This is a genomic window from Rhizobium sp. SRI_017 (genome assembly GCF_057586295.1).
This window is the reverse complement of record NZ_JBYCZP010000008.1, coordinates 164,030-178,257: the sequence shown is the minus strand read 5'-3', so window position 1 is coordinate 178,257 and position 14,228 is coordinate 164,030. Positions and strand designations below refer to the sequence as shown.

Sequence of the window (14,228 nt, the reverse complement as noted above, 5' to 3'; positions counted from 1 at the left end):
ATAGACCGGCGCCCACATTCAGTTCCCATGTAGTGTCAGCAACACCTTAAGCGCTGTGACCGCTTCGCAGTTCCCGACGACAAACATCGCTGTAGGATTTCATGGACGATGTGAAAGCACCCCCGCTATCGTAAAGGCCGCCTTGAGTTGGGTCGAACTGTCGACACGGCAATTTTGGCCGACCCGAGGACCGCCCTACTCATTGGCAAAACGCGGAAATTGTATCGGCAGGCCAGCTCCGCCCAAGCCGGTCAGTCCGCCACCGAGGTTCGTTCTGCGCCCGCGTTGAAATGAGCTTCGCATTCGTCCGACACGCGTCCCCGGTTTCCAGGAACGATTTCTGGACGCCCGTCTAAACAACCTTTTCCCTCGGTGGGGGTTCGTCTGGCAAACGGAGGCGAACTGATGACGGTCGAACAATTCCTCACGCGCTGGAAGGCCCAATATGTTCACAGTGGAACTCAGGTGACGGACGCTCCAAGACTACTCGAACAGATGATGGTCGATGCATCAAAGGCGGGTATCAGTAATTCCGAGCTGTCACGTGCGGCCGACGGAGGCCTGGTGAAGTTCATTCTCAGCGCGATCAGGCGGTCCATTGAGGAGACATCCGGTAGCTCACCTGGTTCATTCCCCTAACAGGCAAAGCCGATCAAGCTGAGGTTGATGTAGGCGTTGGCTGACGCTAAGTGTACATGTCGGGCCCCATGTGATTGGCCTGGAGCGAAGAAACTGACAGCAGCTGAAGGTTCGTCGGCCATCAACGATCAGCGCGCCTGTTCAAGCTCTCTTGGGGCGGCGGATGCTCCACATCAATCTCACTCATGAACTCCCAGTCGGAAGCGATTAGCGCCGCGCCGCTGGTCGGGTTCCGTGGGTTAGCGTACCGGTTCACAATGTCGTGCGGGCATTTGCTGCAGTTGGCGCATCGAGAGCAGAAGCCCATCAATCGGTAAGGGATTTGTATCGGTCGCGGGGTGCGCGCGGCTTTCCCCCTCGGCGTGTTGATGGTGGGACTGCAGTTGGGTTTGTTGTTTCTGCTCGGGCATAGCAACCTCGCTATGAAACGATGATTTGCCGCCTTAATGCTGAAGGTGACCTGGGGTTCCGATCAAAGGTCTTCGCCCCATATCTCAAGCCTTAGATTGCCAATGTTGCAGCGTCGAATTTGAAGCATCCCGTTGTAAGACACGCCGTCACGCGGCCAATCGATGACGCAACGGCCGCTTGCGTAGACGATCATGATGCTAGGAGAGAGTACCCTTTTCCCTGCGAGCGAGCCCCAACCACGGTAGCGGCCCAAGATCGATATCGGTGATGAGTGCGCTAAACTTGCCCCTCAAGCGAGCGCGTTAGCGCGTCCTTCCCCACAGGTAGCCAATCAACGCGGCCACGCCGACCGAGGCGAAGACGTTTTTCCGCAACGCCTCCTCGACATCGGCGACTGTGACATCCACCTTCTCCGTCGCCACTCCCCGCGCCGTTGCCGCTATCTTTGCAACCGACTGCTTAATGTTCTCAAGCTCAACCTTCAACGCTTCTAGTTGGTCGTCAGCCATGGAGTCTGAATTCAGCGCACTCCCGCGACCATCGACCAGCGGCGGAACTTTGCTCGCGGTCCGAGATGTCGGGTCAGCGGACGCCGCACGTGCGATCGATCGCTCGAATTCTGTTTTCGGGACTGCTCCGTTTGTGTTTTCGAATTTATCCATCACAAAGCTCCATTGAACTCGCGGCCTCTGTCAGGCGACCAATGCGGTCTTTTTGGTCAGCGCAGGCCGAAAAAGCCCAGGATGGCCAGAACGATTACGACGGCTCCCACAATCCAAATTATCTGGTTCATTTCTCACTCCTGATTGGTTTGGGACGATGTTGTCGGACACGAACTTAGAAACCTCCACAAGAGTTCCACGAGATAACCTGATTTCCAAGATTCTCGGTGTTTCAGAAGAGTATCGCCCAGATGTTGTGTTGTAAGTTGATACTCGTCATCAAGATGGACGCAGGGCCTTTATGTGGAACCAGCGTCTTCAAGGAGCGTTGGGGTGGCACTTCAGACAACGGAAAGGAATCCGAACATGAAGAAGACCCTCATCATCGCCACTTGCATGGCTCTCTCCACCATCTCGATCCCGGCCTACGCTGACGACGACGCAGCCATCGTGACCGGCACGGGCGGTGCCGTCACCGGCGCCATCGTCGGTGGTCCGGTCGGCGCTGTGATCGGCGGCGCGCTCGGCATGATCGCCGGAGCCTCCCTCGACCCGCCGCCCAAGCAGGTCGTGACCTACGTAGAGGAACGTCCGGTTCCTGCTCAGAAGTACGTGGTGAAGGAAAAGATCGTTGTCGGCAACACGCTTCCGGATGACGTCGTCCTCGAGGCGGTCCCCGATAACGAAGTCTATGCATACACGGTCATCAATGACCGCCGCGTGATCGTCCAGAGGGATAATCGCGCAATCGTCAAGATCATCGAGTAATTTGGAGTTGGATGGGACCACCGAGGTCCGTTCCAACAACATCAGAATGGGCCGTACTCCAATTTCTTGCGATTGCGGCATCTTGCCCCGAGAGGCTGACAAGCGTTGTCTTGATTAGCACTCGGGGTGAATGTTGAGCTTCAAATCCATTCTCATCGCGGCGTCGATCGGTTGCACGGCGACCGCAGCACTTGGTGCCGACGGAATTGCGGAGCACAATGCATCCATGAAGACAGGCGGCAGAGTACCGCAGCCTGTTGGCCATTACTATTTCTGCAAGACACACCCGTCCGAGTGCAGACCGACGATCTCCGTTGGAAAACCGGCACGTCTCACCGAGGTGGCATGGCATGTCATCATCGACGTGAACGAAAAGGTGAATGCGAAGATCATCCAGGTCACTGACGAGGAATATTATGGCAAGCCGGAATGGTGGACGTATCCAAGATCGGCTGGTGACTGTGAAGACTTCGCACTCCTGAAAAAGCGAGAGCTAAAGGCGCTCGGGTTTCGGGAATCCAATCTCCTGATTACCGTGGTCAAGAAACACGACGGCTCGGGTCACGCGATTCTGACGGTTCGGACCTCCGAGGGCGATTTCGTGCTCGACAATCTGGACGATCGGGTGAGGCGTTGGTGGCAGACACCCTACCGCTTGCAAAAACGCCAGTCCTCTGTGGACGCGGGACAATGGGTCCAGATCGACCAGCCCGTGGCAGACATTCCCGTGGCCGCCATCAAGGATTAACGACTGCCAACCTTGTGAGTGTCAGGCTGTCGCCATCGACCGAGGCGTTGACGCCATAACCCGAGACGGTGGGCGAACCCATCTTGGTGGCGGAAAGCAAGATTGAGCTTGGCGATGAATGCGGTCGCGACAGCAATGGCCATCGGTCGGAGCTTTGGGCGGGACGTTTTCTGTATGGGATTCTCGCTTCATGAAAAGAAGCCCGCTCGCAGAAGGTCCGCGAGCGGGCGATGGCATCAATCGACGTTGATCGAACCCTTGATGGTCACGTCCGGATCGTTGTCTTGCTTGATCACGACTTTCTTCTTTTTCTTGATGATCAGATCGGGGTCCTGTTTCTCCTTGATCACGATCGAGTTCGTGGGTTCGGGATCGGTCTGCCTGATCGTGACGCTGTCGGCATAGGCCAGCGTGGCCGTGGTGAAGGTTGCCGCGAGGGCGATTGCGAGGGTCCTTTTCATCAGAAATCTCCTTTCGGGGTTGATGATATTGTAATGTTCGCAAGGGGTTGAAGTTCCAAACTTAACGTCAGACCGAGACGATATGAGCCGCCTCGTAGCTGTCGGATCGACGATTACGATCGTGCCGTCCGCGAAGATGAAGCACAGGTGCTCGCGATAGGCCGGCACGATCTCGACGACCTTTGGCGGCAGTCGATGAAGCTCTATTGTCCTGGGCACAATCACGCCGATCGACGTCGCGTCCGCCGGCCGGCTGCCAGAGCACGGGTGGAACCATCCTCCCGGTTGATGGGGGTCATGCATGGGAATGTCCGGGCATGTGGGATTAAGCGATACCGCGCTTGAATGCGTCGCCATCGTTTTCCGCGCACACGGTGCGAACGGATGCGGTTGCGGTCCGCCGCCGTGAACATGAACAACACAGCCACCGCCCTCAACGCGAAGATCGTCGCAAATCCGGGAGCGATCAGATTCGCACCGAGCGGTATCTAACGCTAATTTAGGGTTGCCGCGACAATGGGACGGCATTCGAATTGTACGAACGGATTCTTCTTCGTCTGCTGGAGCACTCCCAGTCCACGATCATATTTCGATCGCCAGCACGAGCAGTTGGCAAAGATCCCTCCGACGTCAAAGCACAGAAAGAAACTGCTCAGTCGTTACGAGGTCGAGCTGAACCGAAAACCTGTCGCCCAGCAAGGTCAGCGAGGCGTCATGAGTTTCGTCCGCTCCACTGCACACGGCGTCGCTCAGGACGATCACCCGATAGCCGAGGTCGATTCCGCCGAGCGCCGTCGCGAGGACGCAGACATCTGTCTCACCTCCCGTGATTACCAGCGTCTCGACCGCGTCTCTTCGCAACATCAAATCCAGGCCACCACCGATCCAGGGTGAGTAAGTGAGCTTGTCGAATACCCGGGCTGGTGGAAGAAACCGGGCAAGCTCGGGTACCAGCTCGAGCATTTCCAGCGGTAGGTGCTCTCTCGTCATAGCCCACCATTTCTCATAATACGGCCGCCACTGGCCGACCGCCTCCGCCGGGGTTTTGGGAGTCATGAATCTCGTGAAAATTGTTCGGTTGGCGTGACCGGATACAACCTCGATGACTTGGGGCGAGACTTCCTGCATCCAGGGCACGTGCCAAGGCGTGTCCTCGGCAAACATCCGCTGCATGTCGACGCAAATGTGCCGCCAGTTGCCTAACGTCGATCCGCTACTGCTCGACATTGAAATTTCGAACCCTGACGAGATGCATGCGGATCGTGGGATAGATTTTCTGAGCAAAACTCTTGAGGGCGCCGCCCTCGCCGTCCTTGGAGAATTTGTCGAACAGTTCAACCGCGTCGGTGTGGACCGAGACCTGCGTGGACACATACGCCGCGTCAAAAGCAGGGCCGGACAAAGACTTTAGAGCCTCCAATTTCTTGCGCAGTTCAGCGCCCATATCGGCGGGCAGAGCAACCTTGTCCTTTGCCGCGGCCTCCTTGAGGCCTTCGGTGCTCTTGTGATGGTCCTTTATCATGCCGCCTGCGAATGCCTTGACCTCGTCGGAAACGCCCTTTTCTGCAACGAGGTGCGCGGCCTCGATTTCGAACATATCGGACTGTGCGGCCTTCGTCGCGAAGTCGGTGGCTTTCATCTCCGCACCGATGGCCCAGGAAGCGGCGATGAATACGCAAAAAGTGGCAAATGTCGTGGTCTTGATCATGGGTCGATCCTCCTGCCGCCATAACAAGGCAAAGGATCACAGGTTCCTTCTCCGCGGACCATTGGCACACGTTCCCAGGCATCGTTCCTTAGGGTCGTAGCTGCCAAAGTGGCCTGGCCGACCGCATACGCGATCTGATCGACACCATAAACGACGTCTCCGGCCGCGTAGAGCCTCGGCACCGAAGTCCTCTGGTGGTCGTCGACGACGAGGCATCCTTCCTTCGTGACCCGTGCTCCGAGCTTGACTGCGAGTTCCGACCGGATGAGGGTGCCAAGCGCTGCGTACATTGTATCGAAGCGTCGAAGAGCGCCACCGACTCGGAGGTGGATCGCGTCGCCCGCCAGCAAATATTCGGACACATGCCCGTCCATGATTTCGATGCCGAGGCGGGCAAGCTCGTCGCGTTGCGCTTGCGTCAGGTCAAGGTCTTGGGCTTGAGAGCCTATCGCGAGCGAGGAAGTGAAACTCCGCAGGAACTTGGCCTCGCCGAACAGTCGATCGCCCTCGCCGACGACGACAACACTCCGGTCAGTCACTTCGAAACCATCGCAGATAGGGCAATACCGTAGTAGCCCGCATCGTACGGCGGTGGCATGATCGTCGTCGGGTATGGCGGGACGTCTGTTTACAACTCCGGTGGCCAGCAATACCGATTTGGCTTGCACCGCCACCTCGCCCAGCTCAATCTCAAAGCCTTCTGGTAACTTCGAGAGGCCTCTGACATGCGCCCTGTGGCAATCCACGGGATATCGCGACACGTGCTCCCACATCCGGTCGAGAAGGGCCACGCCGCTGATTCCGTCGGGCCAGAAGGGCTGATTGCGCGTCATGGGAATGAGTGCAGCGCGGCTCTCGCCGGAGTCCGCAAGCAATACCGACATGTGATAGCGCGCGAGGAAAAGCGCCGCCGTCAGTCCTGCCGGACCTCCGCTGACGATAGCTACGTCATACATAGGTGTGCTCATGCGCCGGTCTCCGAATGAGGAGTTGCGACGGGTTTGGATTCGGGCGAACCTCGGAAGCGCAGAAAGATCGACAGCACGACGACGACGGCAGTCGACAGGAATTCTGACTGCCAGTTCTGGAAAGACTCGAACCACAGCTGTGCGCTGAACAGGTGTTCCATCGTGGTCGGTGCACGTTGTCCATGAAGCAGTGCTTCCCGGGCCTGTGCCACAGTACTTTCCTGCACGTGAAGTACGAAGCTCAAGAGGAACAGCAGGAAAAGCGTGATGCCTAATGAATAGGAATACAGTGTCCTCGGCAAACCACCCATGCGAACAGCAGCCGGAACGCCAGGACCGTTCCGACTCACTGATGGGTCTTCATCCTGAGGGGCCGACTCGTCGGGGTCTTTGGACTCGGCGGAACCACGTTGGAAGAGAAAAGCGGTCAGCACTACATAGGCAGACATTTGCAAGAACTCGGATTCCCAGTTCTCGAACAACGCGCTGAGAAAATGGCCGGAGACGACATACTGCCAGACTGAAAGCGCATCGCCCCCGTGGCCGGTAAGCTCATCGTTGTAGACCGATTGGCCCGTGAAGATCATCCCGGCCGCGGTGACGAGAGTCGCCGCGGCAAGGACGATGGTGAGGCCGTTGTCCCTGAGGAACCGCATTCGAACAAACTCCACAATAAGAGTCGGGCGGGCCGATCCGCCCGACCCTGTTCAATCAAGCGGCCTTCTGCTTGCCCTTGGCGTTGACTTGGGCCTCGGCGAGCTGGGTCAGCGCCTGGTCGGTCTTGGTCTCTTCGAGCAGTGTCTCATCGAGTATCTGGGCGACTTCCTGCTGACCCAGCTGCATGGCCCAGGACTTCAGCGTGCCGTATCGAGCAATCTCATAGTGCTCGACAGCCTGGGCGGCTGCCAGAAGGCCGGCGTCGAGCGCTTCTGAGTCCTTGAACTCTTCCAGAATCTCCTGGCCTTCTTCGATGATGCCGTCGATGGCCGGGCAGGTCTTGCCGCGGGCGGGCTTACCGAGAAGCTCGAAGACCTGGACGAGGCGTTCGACCTGCATTTCGGTCTCCTGCAGATGCTTGTCGAAGGCCGCCTTGAGATCGGGGCTCTTTGCGCCTCGGCCCATTTTCTTGAGTGCCTGTAGAATTTTCTTCTCTGCGTAAAAGATGTCCTTCACTCCGTCGATGAAGAGGTCTTCGAGTGTCTTTATGGGCATGGGAGCGCTCCTGAAAATGGGGGGCAATTACGGTGCAGGCCGCATCAGCTGCGGGCTCGACTCAATGGAACCGCTCTTTCTTTGTTCCGCCGCTAAAACGCTGAGTACGTTTCCGCACGCGCCGCGGCTCCACTCAAATTCCAGCACTCGTCCATCAGATCGGATGAGGGCTCGGAGAGTTCATCGCCGTATGGAACTTTCGTTTTCGACTTGCCTTTTTCAGGCATGCCTCACGAACAGCTCATACCATCGCCACCTGTCGGCCTCGTCGTCGACCCCGAACCCCTCATCCAAATCGACACAGCCGATGTGGTTGCAGACGAAGGCTTCGACGTTATCGAAGCCAGAACCGCAGACGAGGCCTACCGCTTTCTAAAATACCACCCTTCACTCCGGTTGGTCATTATCGACACCCAGAGGGGTGGAGCGATGAACTGTAGCGAACTTGCCTCGGAAGTGAACCGACGTTCGTCGCATATCGGTGTCGTCGTTGCGAGCGGGGCCACACAGGCCGCCGACGACGATCTGCCGCCATCCGCAATCTTCATGGGCAAGCCGATTTCGCCGGATGTGGTCCACGCGGCGATCGAAGAATATTGCGGCCGATGCCATGCGCGCTAAGGTGCATGTCAGCCATCATGAGGTCTTTCGTCGATCGGGCGCTTTCGCGGGCTGGCCCGCCAATTACGGCCTCTGGGCGTGGGAAGATGAGATATTGACGGTATTCGCGGTCGGCCGCGTGGGACCAAAGGGCGACATCCACGAACTCGATCGAGAACATCCATTCAAGCCTTGTCAGGCCCGCAGCCTCGATGGCGGCATGACGTGGAAAGCGGAGCCATTCCATGGGCATGTGCCCGGCGGTGCCTCGCTCTCGGCCGATGAGCACCTCGAGATCGAGATGAAGATTCGGCCGCAGCTGGATCGAGTGCGCGATCTTGCCCTTCTCGATGATCCCCTCGATTTCACCGACCCCGAAACGATCGTCATGTGCGCTCGGACCGGGCTGGGAAGGGATTCGGTTGGTTGGTTCTATGTCAGCCGATCTCGCGGACGCCATTGGGAAGGTCCTTACGCCTTTAGAGGGCTTGACCTCCCCGTCGCCGCCCGCACGGACATCGTGCCGCTTGGGTGCAGGCAAGCACTGTTTATGCTGACAACGGCAAAGACCGATGGCCAGGAAGGCCGCGTGTTCTGCGCACGAACGCAAGACGGCGGACTGTCCTTTCAATTCATCGGATTTGTTGGTCCGGAGCCAGAGGGATATCGCATCATGCCGTCGTCGCTCCGGTTGCCGGACGGCTCAATCGTCACATCGACACGCTGCGCAGACCGGAACAAGCGGGGGTCGGTCGAAATCTTCATTTCGTCGGACGCTGGAGGCACATGGGCATTTGCCGGGAAAGCCGTCGAGAACACAGGCGAAGGCGGCAATCCTCCTGCTCTGGTCCGGCTGGAAGATGGCGGCCTCGGCCTGTTCTACGGATGTCGTGCGGACCCGTTCGGGATGAGGATGTCCCTGAGCAACGACGACGGAAGGTCTTGGAGTGGAGAAAGAGTGTTGCGTGCGGACGGTGGCACACCCGATATCGGCTATCCCAAGGCGACGATCTCGGGTGATGGGACCGTCGTCGTGGTTTACTATTTTAATGATGGCGCGGGCCGAGAGAGGTATATTGCCGCGAGCCGCATCAGGGAGTCGCCTTCCCTGGGCTTAGCGGCTCCCGACGCCACGACGACATGAATTTACGCCCAGCGTTCGGCCATTTTACGGGCCAGCTGGAAACCGGCGATCTTTCCGGGCGTATGCACGTCGGTTAAGAGCAGTTTGAGCGACAAATGCTTATTGAAGGCACTCGAGAGCCGGTGGGCGCTCGACGCTTTGACGTGGCATGCCCCTCCTCCACCATGTCGGGGGTGTCCATCAGGATAAGCGGCTCGTCATCGACGACGAGGGCGATCGGCTCGGAGAGCTTCGCAATCTGTGGGCGTTCATTTCCCCTCAAGTCAACGTGACATCGTTCGTTCCGCGACGCGCACATTACCGAGCCATTTTTTAATGAGCGAGATCAGCTCCGCATCAATATGGGGTTTGCTGATCACGGCCGCGTTGCCAAGGATTCTGCTTCCGGTACGTGGACATCGGTGACCATAACGGAAACCGATCCGGTCCCGAGCGCGGCCCGTGCCTCGGGAATTGAGTGGCTTCGACGTCCCTGCAACGCAGTTGTCGACATCCTCGCGGAGCAGAACGACGATCGGTTTCTTCGTCGCATCGGAGGGGACGTTCACGTTCGCCTTTCTGGCGATGCTGACTCGTCGTTCCCGATTGCATTATCAGACATCACATTGAAATCGAGATGACGAATCTTGTTTTCGTTCAGTCTGATAGCACGGAACCTTATCACGCTTGCCGTGTTTTTGGAGCACGGCCACCCTGGCCTGACTACGAGGAAAAATCAATGAAAAAGACATTCATCGCCGCGGCGCTGATTAGCGCCTTCTCTATCCATGCGTACGCGCAAACCACGACTACCGAGGGCGAAACGCCTGCCGTCACGACCACCGATACGAAGAATGCTGGGGTCCTAGTCGAAGGTGAAAACAGCTTCACCGAAGACCAAGCCAAGGCCCGCATCGCTGACGCTGGCTACACAGACGTCGGTGCGCTCAAGCTCGACGACAAGGGCATCTGGCGCGCCACGGCATCAAAGGGCGGCAAATCCATGTCCGTCGGCCTTGATTATCAGGGCAACGTCGTCGCGCAATAACCGTCGATTTCAGAAACAAGGATTAGAACTATGAAAACAGTCACAGGACTTTTCGATACCTATAGCGACGCCGGTGCAGCCGTTTCCAGCCTCGAAGCCGCGGGCATCCCCTCTTCCGACATTTCGCTGGTCTCGAACAACAGCGACGGCCGTTACAAGGATGACAACGACGCCGCCGAAGGGGCTGGCACTGGGGCTGGGATCGGTGCCGCTGTCGGCGGCGCGGGCGGCCTTCTAACGGGCCTTGGCCTGCTGGCGATCCCCGGCGTTGGTCCAGTCGTCGCAGCGGGCTGGCTCGCCGCCACGGCGGCGGGTGCCGTAGCAGGCGCAGTAGTAGGCGGTGCGACGGGTGGTCTTATCGGTGCACTTACGGACTCCGGCGTCTCCGAAGCCGACGCTCATGTCTATGCCGAGGGAGTACGTCGTGGCGGTACATTGGTAACCGCGCGCGTCGATGAAACCCGCCAGGCCGAAGCAGAAGCGATCCTCAAGGGTTCTAATTGGGTGGACCCGGCGCTCCGCCGTCGGACCTACGAAGAGGGCGGCTGGAAGGGATTCGACCCAGCTCACGATCCCTACTCGGCCGACCAGGTCGCAGAGGAGCGCCGGCGCTATCCTCGCGTTTGATCACCGCCGCCGCCGGGCTTTCCCGGCGGCGGTTGTCCTCTCCAGCTATGTAGACGCCCAGCCACCGTGAACCGGAGCAACGCAATGGACATTGTGAACATCAAGGTATCTCACCGCAGGACGCCTCCAGGCGCGTGCGTCGAGTTCATCGGAAAAGATGGTCAGACAATCGAAGTTGAACTCCGCGGCGACGAGTTCGTCGATATGGCGGATGACGAGATCATCCGGCGAGCGAAGACAACGATGGGTGATGTAAGCCCTATCGCCGAAGCGTAGTACCGCAATGGCTCCAGTGGCCTGATGAGCTTCGATGTCCCACCTCTTCAGCTCGCTTGCATATCTCCCACGCTGTCGGAACTTTCCCTACGAAGGGACGTTGGCAGGTCACTTCAGAGAAAACGAAATTTCAAGGAGCCGCAACATGTCTTCCCGTGCAAACCTCACCGCTCTCCTGGCGGTCCTCGCAATGGCAGGCTACCAGAACCGCGACAAGATCGCCGAAGTCTTGAAAGGCCTCCAAAATCCCCAGTCCTCAAGCCCCGATGGTACCGTCAGCCAGGCTCAGGACGGTCTCGGCGGCATTCTCGGACGGTTGGCGAATGGCGGCTTGGGAGGACTTCTGGGCGGCAGCTCACCCGGCGGTGTCCTCAGTGGCGGTCTCGGTGGACTGCTCGATGCTTTCCGGCAGAATGGCCTCGGCGACCGGGCGGACACATGGGTCAAGACCGGACCCAACGAGGGCATTCAGGACCATGAACTGTCACAGGCGCTTGGCGACGATGTACTCGACGAACTCATGCAGAAGACAGGCCTCTCCAAGGAAGAAATCCTGCAGCGCTTGTCGCGCGATCTACCTAACGCCGTTGATGATTTGACTCCGGACGGCACGATCCCCACGGCACAGGCATTCGATGAGGCGGGTACGCCCGGTCGGTCCTCGGTGCCGACTGTGGGCCGCATGGCCTGATCGGGCGGCGTCAATGGGCGCGGACGGTATTGGCCGCGCTCGTTAGCTAAATTTCCAGCGATGTCCGACCAATCGCCCAGCGGATCGTCCTGACGCCCAATTCGGCCGCTTCGGTTAGGTGCTGCCCGCAACATCATGCGTGACCAAGGCTCGGGCCGTATCCTGATTACCGGTTCGATCGCGGGTTTCATGGCGGGAAGCTTCCAGGGGGTCTATAACGCGACCAAAGCCTATCTGAATTCGTTCTCCTTTGCGCTCGGCGATGAGCTCAAGGACAGCGGCGTTACCGTCACATGCCTAGTGCGACGGACACCAAGTTCTCCGAGCGAACCAACATGGTCGATACAAGCGTCGGCCAGGGCAGAAGGACGATCCGGCGATGTCGCCCGCGTCGGTTACGATGCCATGATGGATCGCGAAGGCGATGTCGTCAGCGGCTTCAAGAACAAGGCGATGGCGGCCTCTGCGAAGGGGCCCCGGCGGAAATGTTCGCCGAGCAACACCGGAAGATGGCGGAACCGGGTATCGGGCAAGCACAAGCGTTCTGACGGCCGCAGCGCATCGACGTAACGCTTAACCAACAGACGAAGCGGCCGTCATCATCCAATCTTTCGGCGGCTTCCTCGGCGCTCAGCTATTTGCGCTTGCGATCTTTAAGCTCTTGTACCTAATCGTGATCCTTTTGACGCGGAGTGGGAAGATCGCCGGTACGGCAGCGCGGCCACCTGATGGAGCGGACATAGTTGTCGGGCGATCCTTCGTAGTTTCGATTTCTTCCCCACGCACCCACCAGATCAGTGCGAACCTGCGACAACCCCCAACATACTCGACGGTTCTATACCGTACGGGAACGGATCCTAGTCTTCGCGGTTTCTCTCCGCGTTCCCCAAGGAGTATCGGATGTCAAAGTTGTTCGCACGTTTCGCCCATTCAGTTTCGCATGCCGTCGGCAAACCGGGGGCATTTGTCACGGCCGTGCTCGTTATATGCCTTTGGGCGGCGGCGGGACCTTTCTTCGGGTATTCTGAGGTCTGGCAGTTGGTGATCAATACGGGCACGACGATCGTCACCTTCCTGATGATCTTCGTGCTTCAGAATTCGCAGAACCGTGACGGACAGGCTCTGCAGGCCAAGTTGGACGAGTTGATCTTCGCGAGCAAACGGGCCGAGAACCGCTTCATTGGCATAGAGAAGCTCGACGAGGCGGAATTGCGCGAACTGAGGAAGCTTATTGACGAGAAGTGCCCCGGCAACGAAAACTGCCACGAGAAGATTGCCGAGGAAATGTCCGAGACGGGTCTGCGCGCGGCGCGCGCGCATTGAGGGAACGGTCATGACGGACGATCAACGTAAGATTATCGCAGAGCTGGGTATCGCCAGCGAATTCGACGTCGAGGCGGAGCGTGAACGTCGTATTGGCTTTCTTGCAGATTACCTGACAGGAAGCAGAGCGAGGGCCTACGTCCTCGGCGTAAGCGGCGGCGTAGACAGCTTGACCGCGGCTATGCTGGCACAGGAGGCCGTGCGCCGACTACGAGGCGACGGCGTAGACGCCGAATTCATCGCCGTCCGTCTTCCTTACGGTGTGCAAGCGGACGAAGGAGATGCTCAAGCATCGTTGGACGCGATCCAGCCGGATCGCGTGGTCACAATCAACATCAAGGCAGCGGCAGATGCGATGATGTCAGAGGTGGCGAGGGAAGCCGGAGACCTATTCCGCTCCTGCGGCCAAGATTTCCATCACGGCAACATAAAAGCTCGCGAGCGCATGATCGCCCAATACGCGATCGCGGGTGCGGTCCGAGGATTGGTGATCGGCACGGATCACGCTGCGGAAGCATTGATGGGCTTCTTCACCAAGTTCGGAGACGGTGCCGCGGACGTTGTGCCGCTGACGGGCCTCAACAAGCGGCGCATTCGCGCCTTGGCGGAGTCGATGGGCGCACCAGCGAACTTGGTCTACAAGGTTCCTACGGCGGACTTGGAATCCAACGCGCCGCTGCGCCCTGACGAGGAGGCCTTCGGGGTCACTTATGCACAAATCGACGACTTCCTGGAAGGCAAGGAGGTTGATCCCAGCGCGCGGGAACGTATTCTCGCCATGTGCAAAGCGTCGGCGCATAAGCGGGCTTTGCCTGCGGGACCTTAGACGGATCGATGTGGAAGGTCGTCCTTGGACGACGCTTGTCGAGGTAGGCTATCGTAATCCCTCCGCGCTACCCGTCATTCCGACATGGAATCGGCACTCCTTGCGTGAGCATGGGCGGAACTTTGGCTATCGGACCA

The 14,228-nt window shown here is 58.6% G+C and carries 19 protein-coding genes and 1 pseudogene; 12 read left to right on the top strand and 8 right to left on the bottom strand.

The annotated features are described in order from the left end of the window. Positions 1 to 405 precede the first annotated feature (405 nt). Positions 406 to 639, top strand: coding sequence for a hypothetical protein (locus AC2YI2_RS18950; protein ID WP_487388033.1), 234 nt, complete (start codon positions 406 to 408; stop codon positions 637 to 639). 713 nt (positions 640 to 1,352) lie between these two features. Here the strand turns inward: AC2YI2_RS18950 and AC2YI2_RS18945 are convergent. Further along, entirely contained in the window at positions 1,353 to 1,712 is a 360-nt protein-coding gene (locus AC2YI2_RS18945) for a hypothetical protein (protein WP_487388032.1), read from the bottom strand. Positions 1,713 to 2,078: 366 nt separating this feature from the next. On the opposite strand from AC2YI2_RS18945, the gene AC2YI2_RS18940 reads away from it, so the two are divergent. Next, complete coding sequence (locus AC2YI2_RS18940) at positions 2,079 to 2,480, top strand: DUF1236 domain-containing protein (RefSeq protein ID WP_487388031.1); 402 nt, start codon at positions 2,079 to 2,081, stop codon at positions 2,478 to 2,480. Between the two features lie 133 nt (positions 2,481 to 2,613). Next, positions 2,614 to 3,228: a transglutaminase-like cysteine peptidase gene (locus AC2YI2_RS18935; protein ID WP_487388030.1), complete on the top strand. Its 615-nt coding sequence runs from the start codon at positions 2,614 to 2,616 to the stop codon at positions 3,226 to 3,228. Positions 3,229 to 3,464: 236 nt separating this feature from the next. On the opposite strand, the gene AC2YI2_RS18930 is transcribed toward AC2YI2_RS18935, so the two are convergent. From AC2YI2_RS18930 to AC2YI2_RS18905, 6 genes are all read right to left on the bottom strand, one after another. After that, positions 3,465 to 3,689, bottom strand: a complete 225-nt coding sequence (locus AC2YI2_RS18930) for a hypothetical protein (protein WP_487388029.1) — start codon at positions 3,687 to 3,689, stop codon at positions 3,465 to 3,467. 630 nt (positions 3,690 to 4,319) lie between these two features. Then, a complete protein-coding gene (locus AC2YI2_RS18925; RefSeq protein WP_487388028.1) occupies positions 4,320 to 4,916 on the bottom strand; it encodes a cysteine hydrolase family protein in 597 nt (198 codons plus the stop codon). Beyond that, on the bottom strand, positions 4,903 to 5,397 hold the full coding sequence (locus tag AC2YI2_RS18920; protein ID WP_487388027.1) for a DUF4142 domain-containing protein: 495 nt from the start codon (positions 5,395 to 5,397) through the stop codon (positions 4,903 to 4,905). The genes AC2YI2_RS18925 and AC2YI2_RS18920 overlap by 14 nt, the downstream gene beginning before the upstream one ends. Beyond that, entirely contained in the window at positions 5,394 to 6,365 is a 972-nt protein-coding gene (locus AC2YI2_RS18915) for an NAD(P)/FAD-dependent oxidoreductase (protein ID WP_487388026.1), read from the bottom strand. Before AC2YI2_RS18915 ends, AC2YI2_RS18920 begins: the two co-directional genes overlap by 4 nt. Then, positions 6,362 to 7,021: a DUF6766 family protein gene (locus AC2YI2_RS18910; RefSeq protein ID WP_487388025.1), complete on the bottom strand. Its 660-nt coding sequence runs from the start codon at positions 7,019 to 7,021 to the stop codon at positions 6,362 to 6,364. Before AC2YI2_RS18910 ends, AC2YI2_RS18915 begins: the two co-directional genes overlap by 4 nt. 55 nt (positions 7,022 to 7,076) lie before the next feature. Continuing rightward, positions 7,077 to 7,577, bottom strand: coding sequence for a YciE/YciF ferroxidase family protein (locus AC2YI2_RS18905; protein WP_487388024.1), 501 nt, complete (start codon positions 7,575 to 7,577; stop codon positions 7,077 to 7,079). 225 nt (positions 7,578 to 7,802) lie between these two features. Here AC2YI2_RS18905 and AC2YI2_RS18900 point away from each other — a divergent pair, with 225 nt between their 5' ends. Then, positions 7,803 to 8,198 (top strand): response regulator, encoded by a 396-nt coding sequence (locus AC2YI2_RS18900; protein WP_487388023.1) that lies wholly within the window; start codon positions 7,803 to 7,805, stop codon positions 8,196 to 8,198. Positions 8,199 to 8,478: 280 nt separating this feature from the next. Continuing rightward, on the top strand, positions 8,479 to 9,321 hold the full coding sequence (locus tag AC2YI2_RS18895; RefSeq protein WP_487388022.1) for a sialidase family protein: 843 nt from the start codon (positions 8,479 to 8,481) through the stop codon (positions 9,319 to 9,321). Positions 9,322 to 9,584: 263 nt separating this feature from the next. Here the strand turns inward: AC2YI2_RS18895 and AC2YI2_RS18890 are convergent, their stop codons facing one another. Beyond that, positions 9,585 to 9,869, bottom strand: a complete 285-nt coding sequence (locus AC2YI2_RS18890; RefSeq protein WP_487388021.1) for a hypothetical protein — start codon at positions 9,867 to 9,869, stop codon at positions 9,585 to 9,587. Between the two features lie 170 nt (positions 9,870 to 10,039). Between AC2YI2_RS18890 and AC2YI2_RS18885 the strand changes: the two genes are divergently transcribed. From AC2YI2_RS18885 to nadE, 7 genes and pseudogenes are all read left to right on the top strand, one after another. Beyond that, a complete protein-coding gene (locus tag AC2YI2_RS18885; protein ID WP_487388020.1) occupies positions 10,040 to 10,348 on the top strand; it encodes a PepSY domain-containing protein in 309 nt (102 codons plus the stop codon). Positions 10,349 to 10,378: 30 nt separating this feature from the next. Next, on the top strand, positions 10,379 to 10,975 hold the full coding sequence (locus AC2YI2_RS18880; RefSeq protein WP_487388019.1) for a hypothetical protein: 597 nt from the start codon (positions 10,379 to 10,381) through the stop codon (positions 10,973 to 10,975). Between the two features lie 84 nt (positions 10,976 to 11,059). Continuing rightward, positions 11,060 to 11,251: a hypothetical protein gene (locus AC2YI2_RS18875; protein ID WP_487388018.1), complete on the top strand. Its 192-nt coding sequence runs from the start codon at positions 11,060 to 11,062 to the stop codon at positions 11,249 to 11,251. Between the two features lie 145 nt (positions 11,252 to 11,396). Then, positions 11,397 to 11,942 carry a YidB family protein gene (locus AC2YI2_RS18870; RefSeq protein ID WP_487388017.1) on the top strand — a complete coding sequence of 182 codons (546 nt, stop codon included), beginning with the start codon at positions 11,397 to 11,399 and terminating at the stop codon, positions 11,940 to 11,942. Positions 11,943 to 12,062: 120 nt separating this feature from the next. Beyond that, positions 12,063 to 12,490 (top strand): annotated as a pseudogene (locus tag AC2YI2_RS18865) (SDR family NAD(P)-dependent oxidoreductase); the annotation flags it as partial. A 352-nt stretch (positions 12,491 to 12,842) separates the two neighbouring features. Next, entirely contained in the window at positions 12,843 to 13,265 is a 423-nt protein-coding gene (locus AC2YI2_RS18860) for a low affinity iron permease family protein (RefSeq protein WP_487388016.1), read from the top strand. A gap of 10 nt (positions 13,266 to 13,275) precedes the next feature. Then, on the top strand, positions 13,276 to 14,091 hold the full coding sequence (gene nadE, locus AC2YI2_RS18855) for an NAD(+) synthase (protein WP_487388015.1): 816 nt from the start codon (positions 13,276 to 13,278) through the stop codon (positions 14,089 to 14,091). Positions 14,092 to 14,228 lie beyond the last annotated feature (137 nt).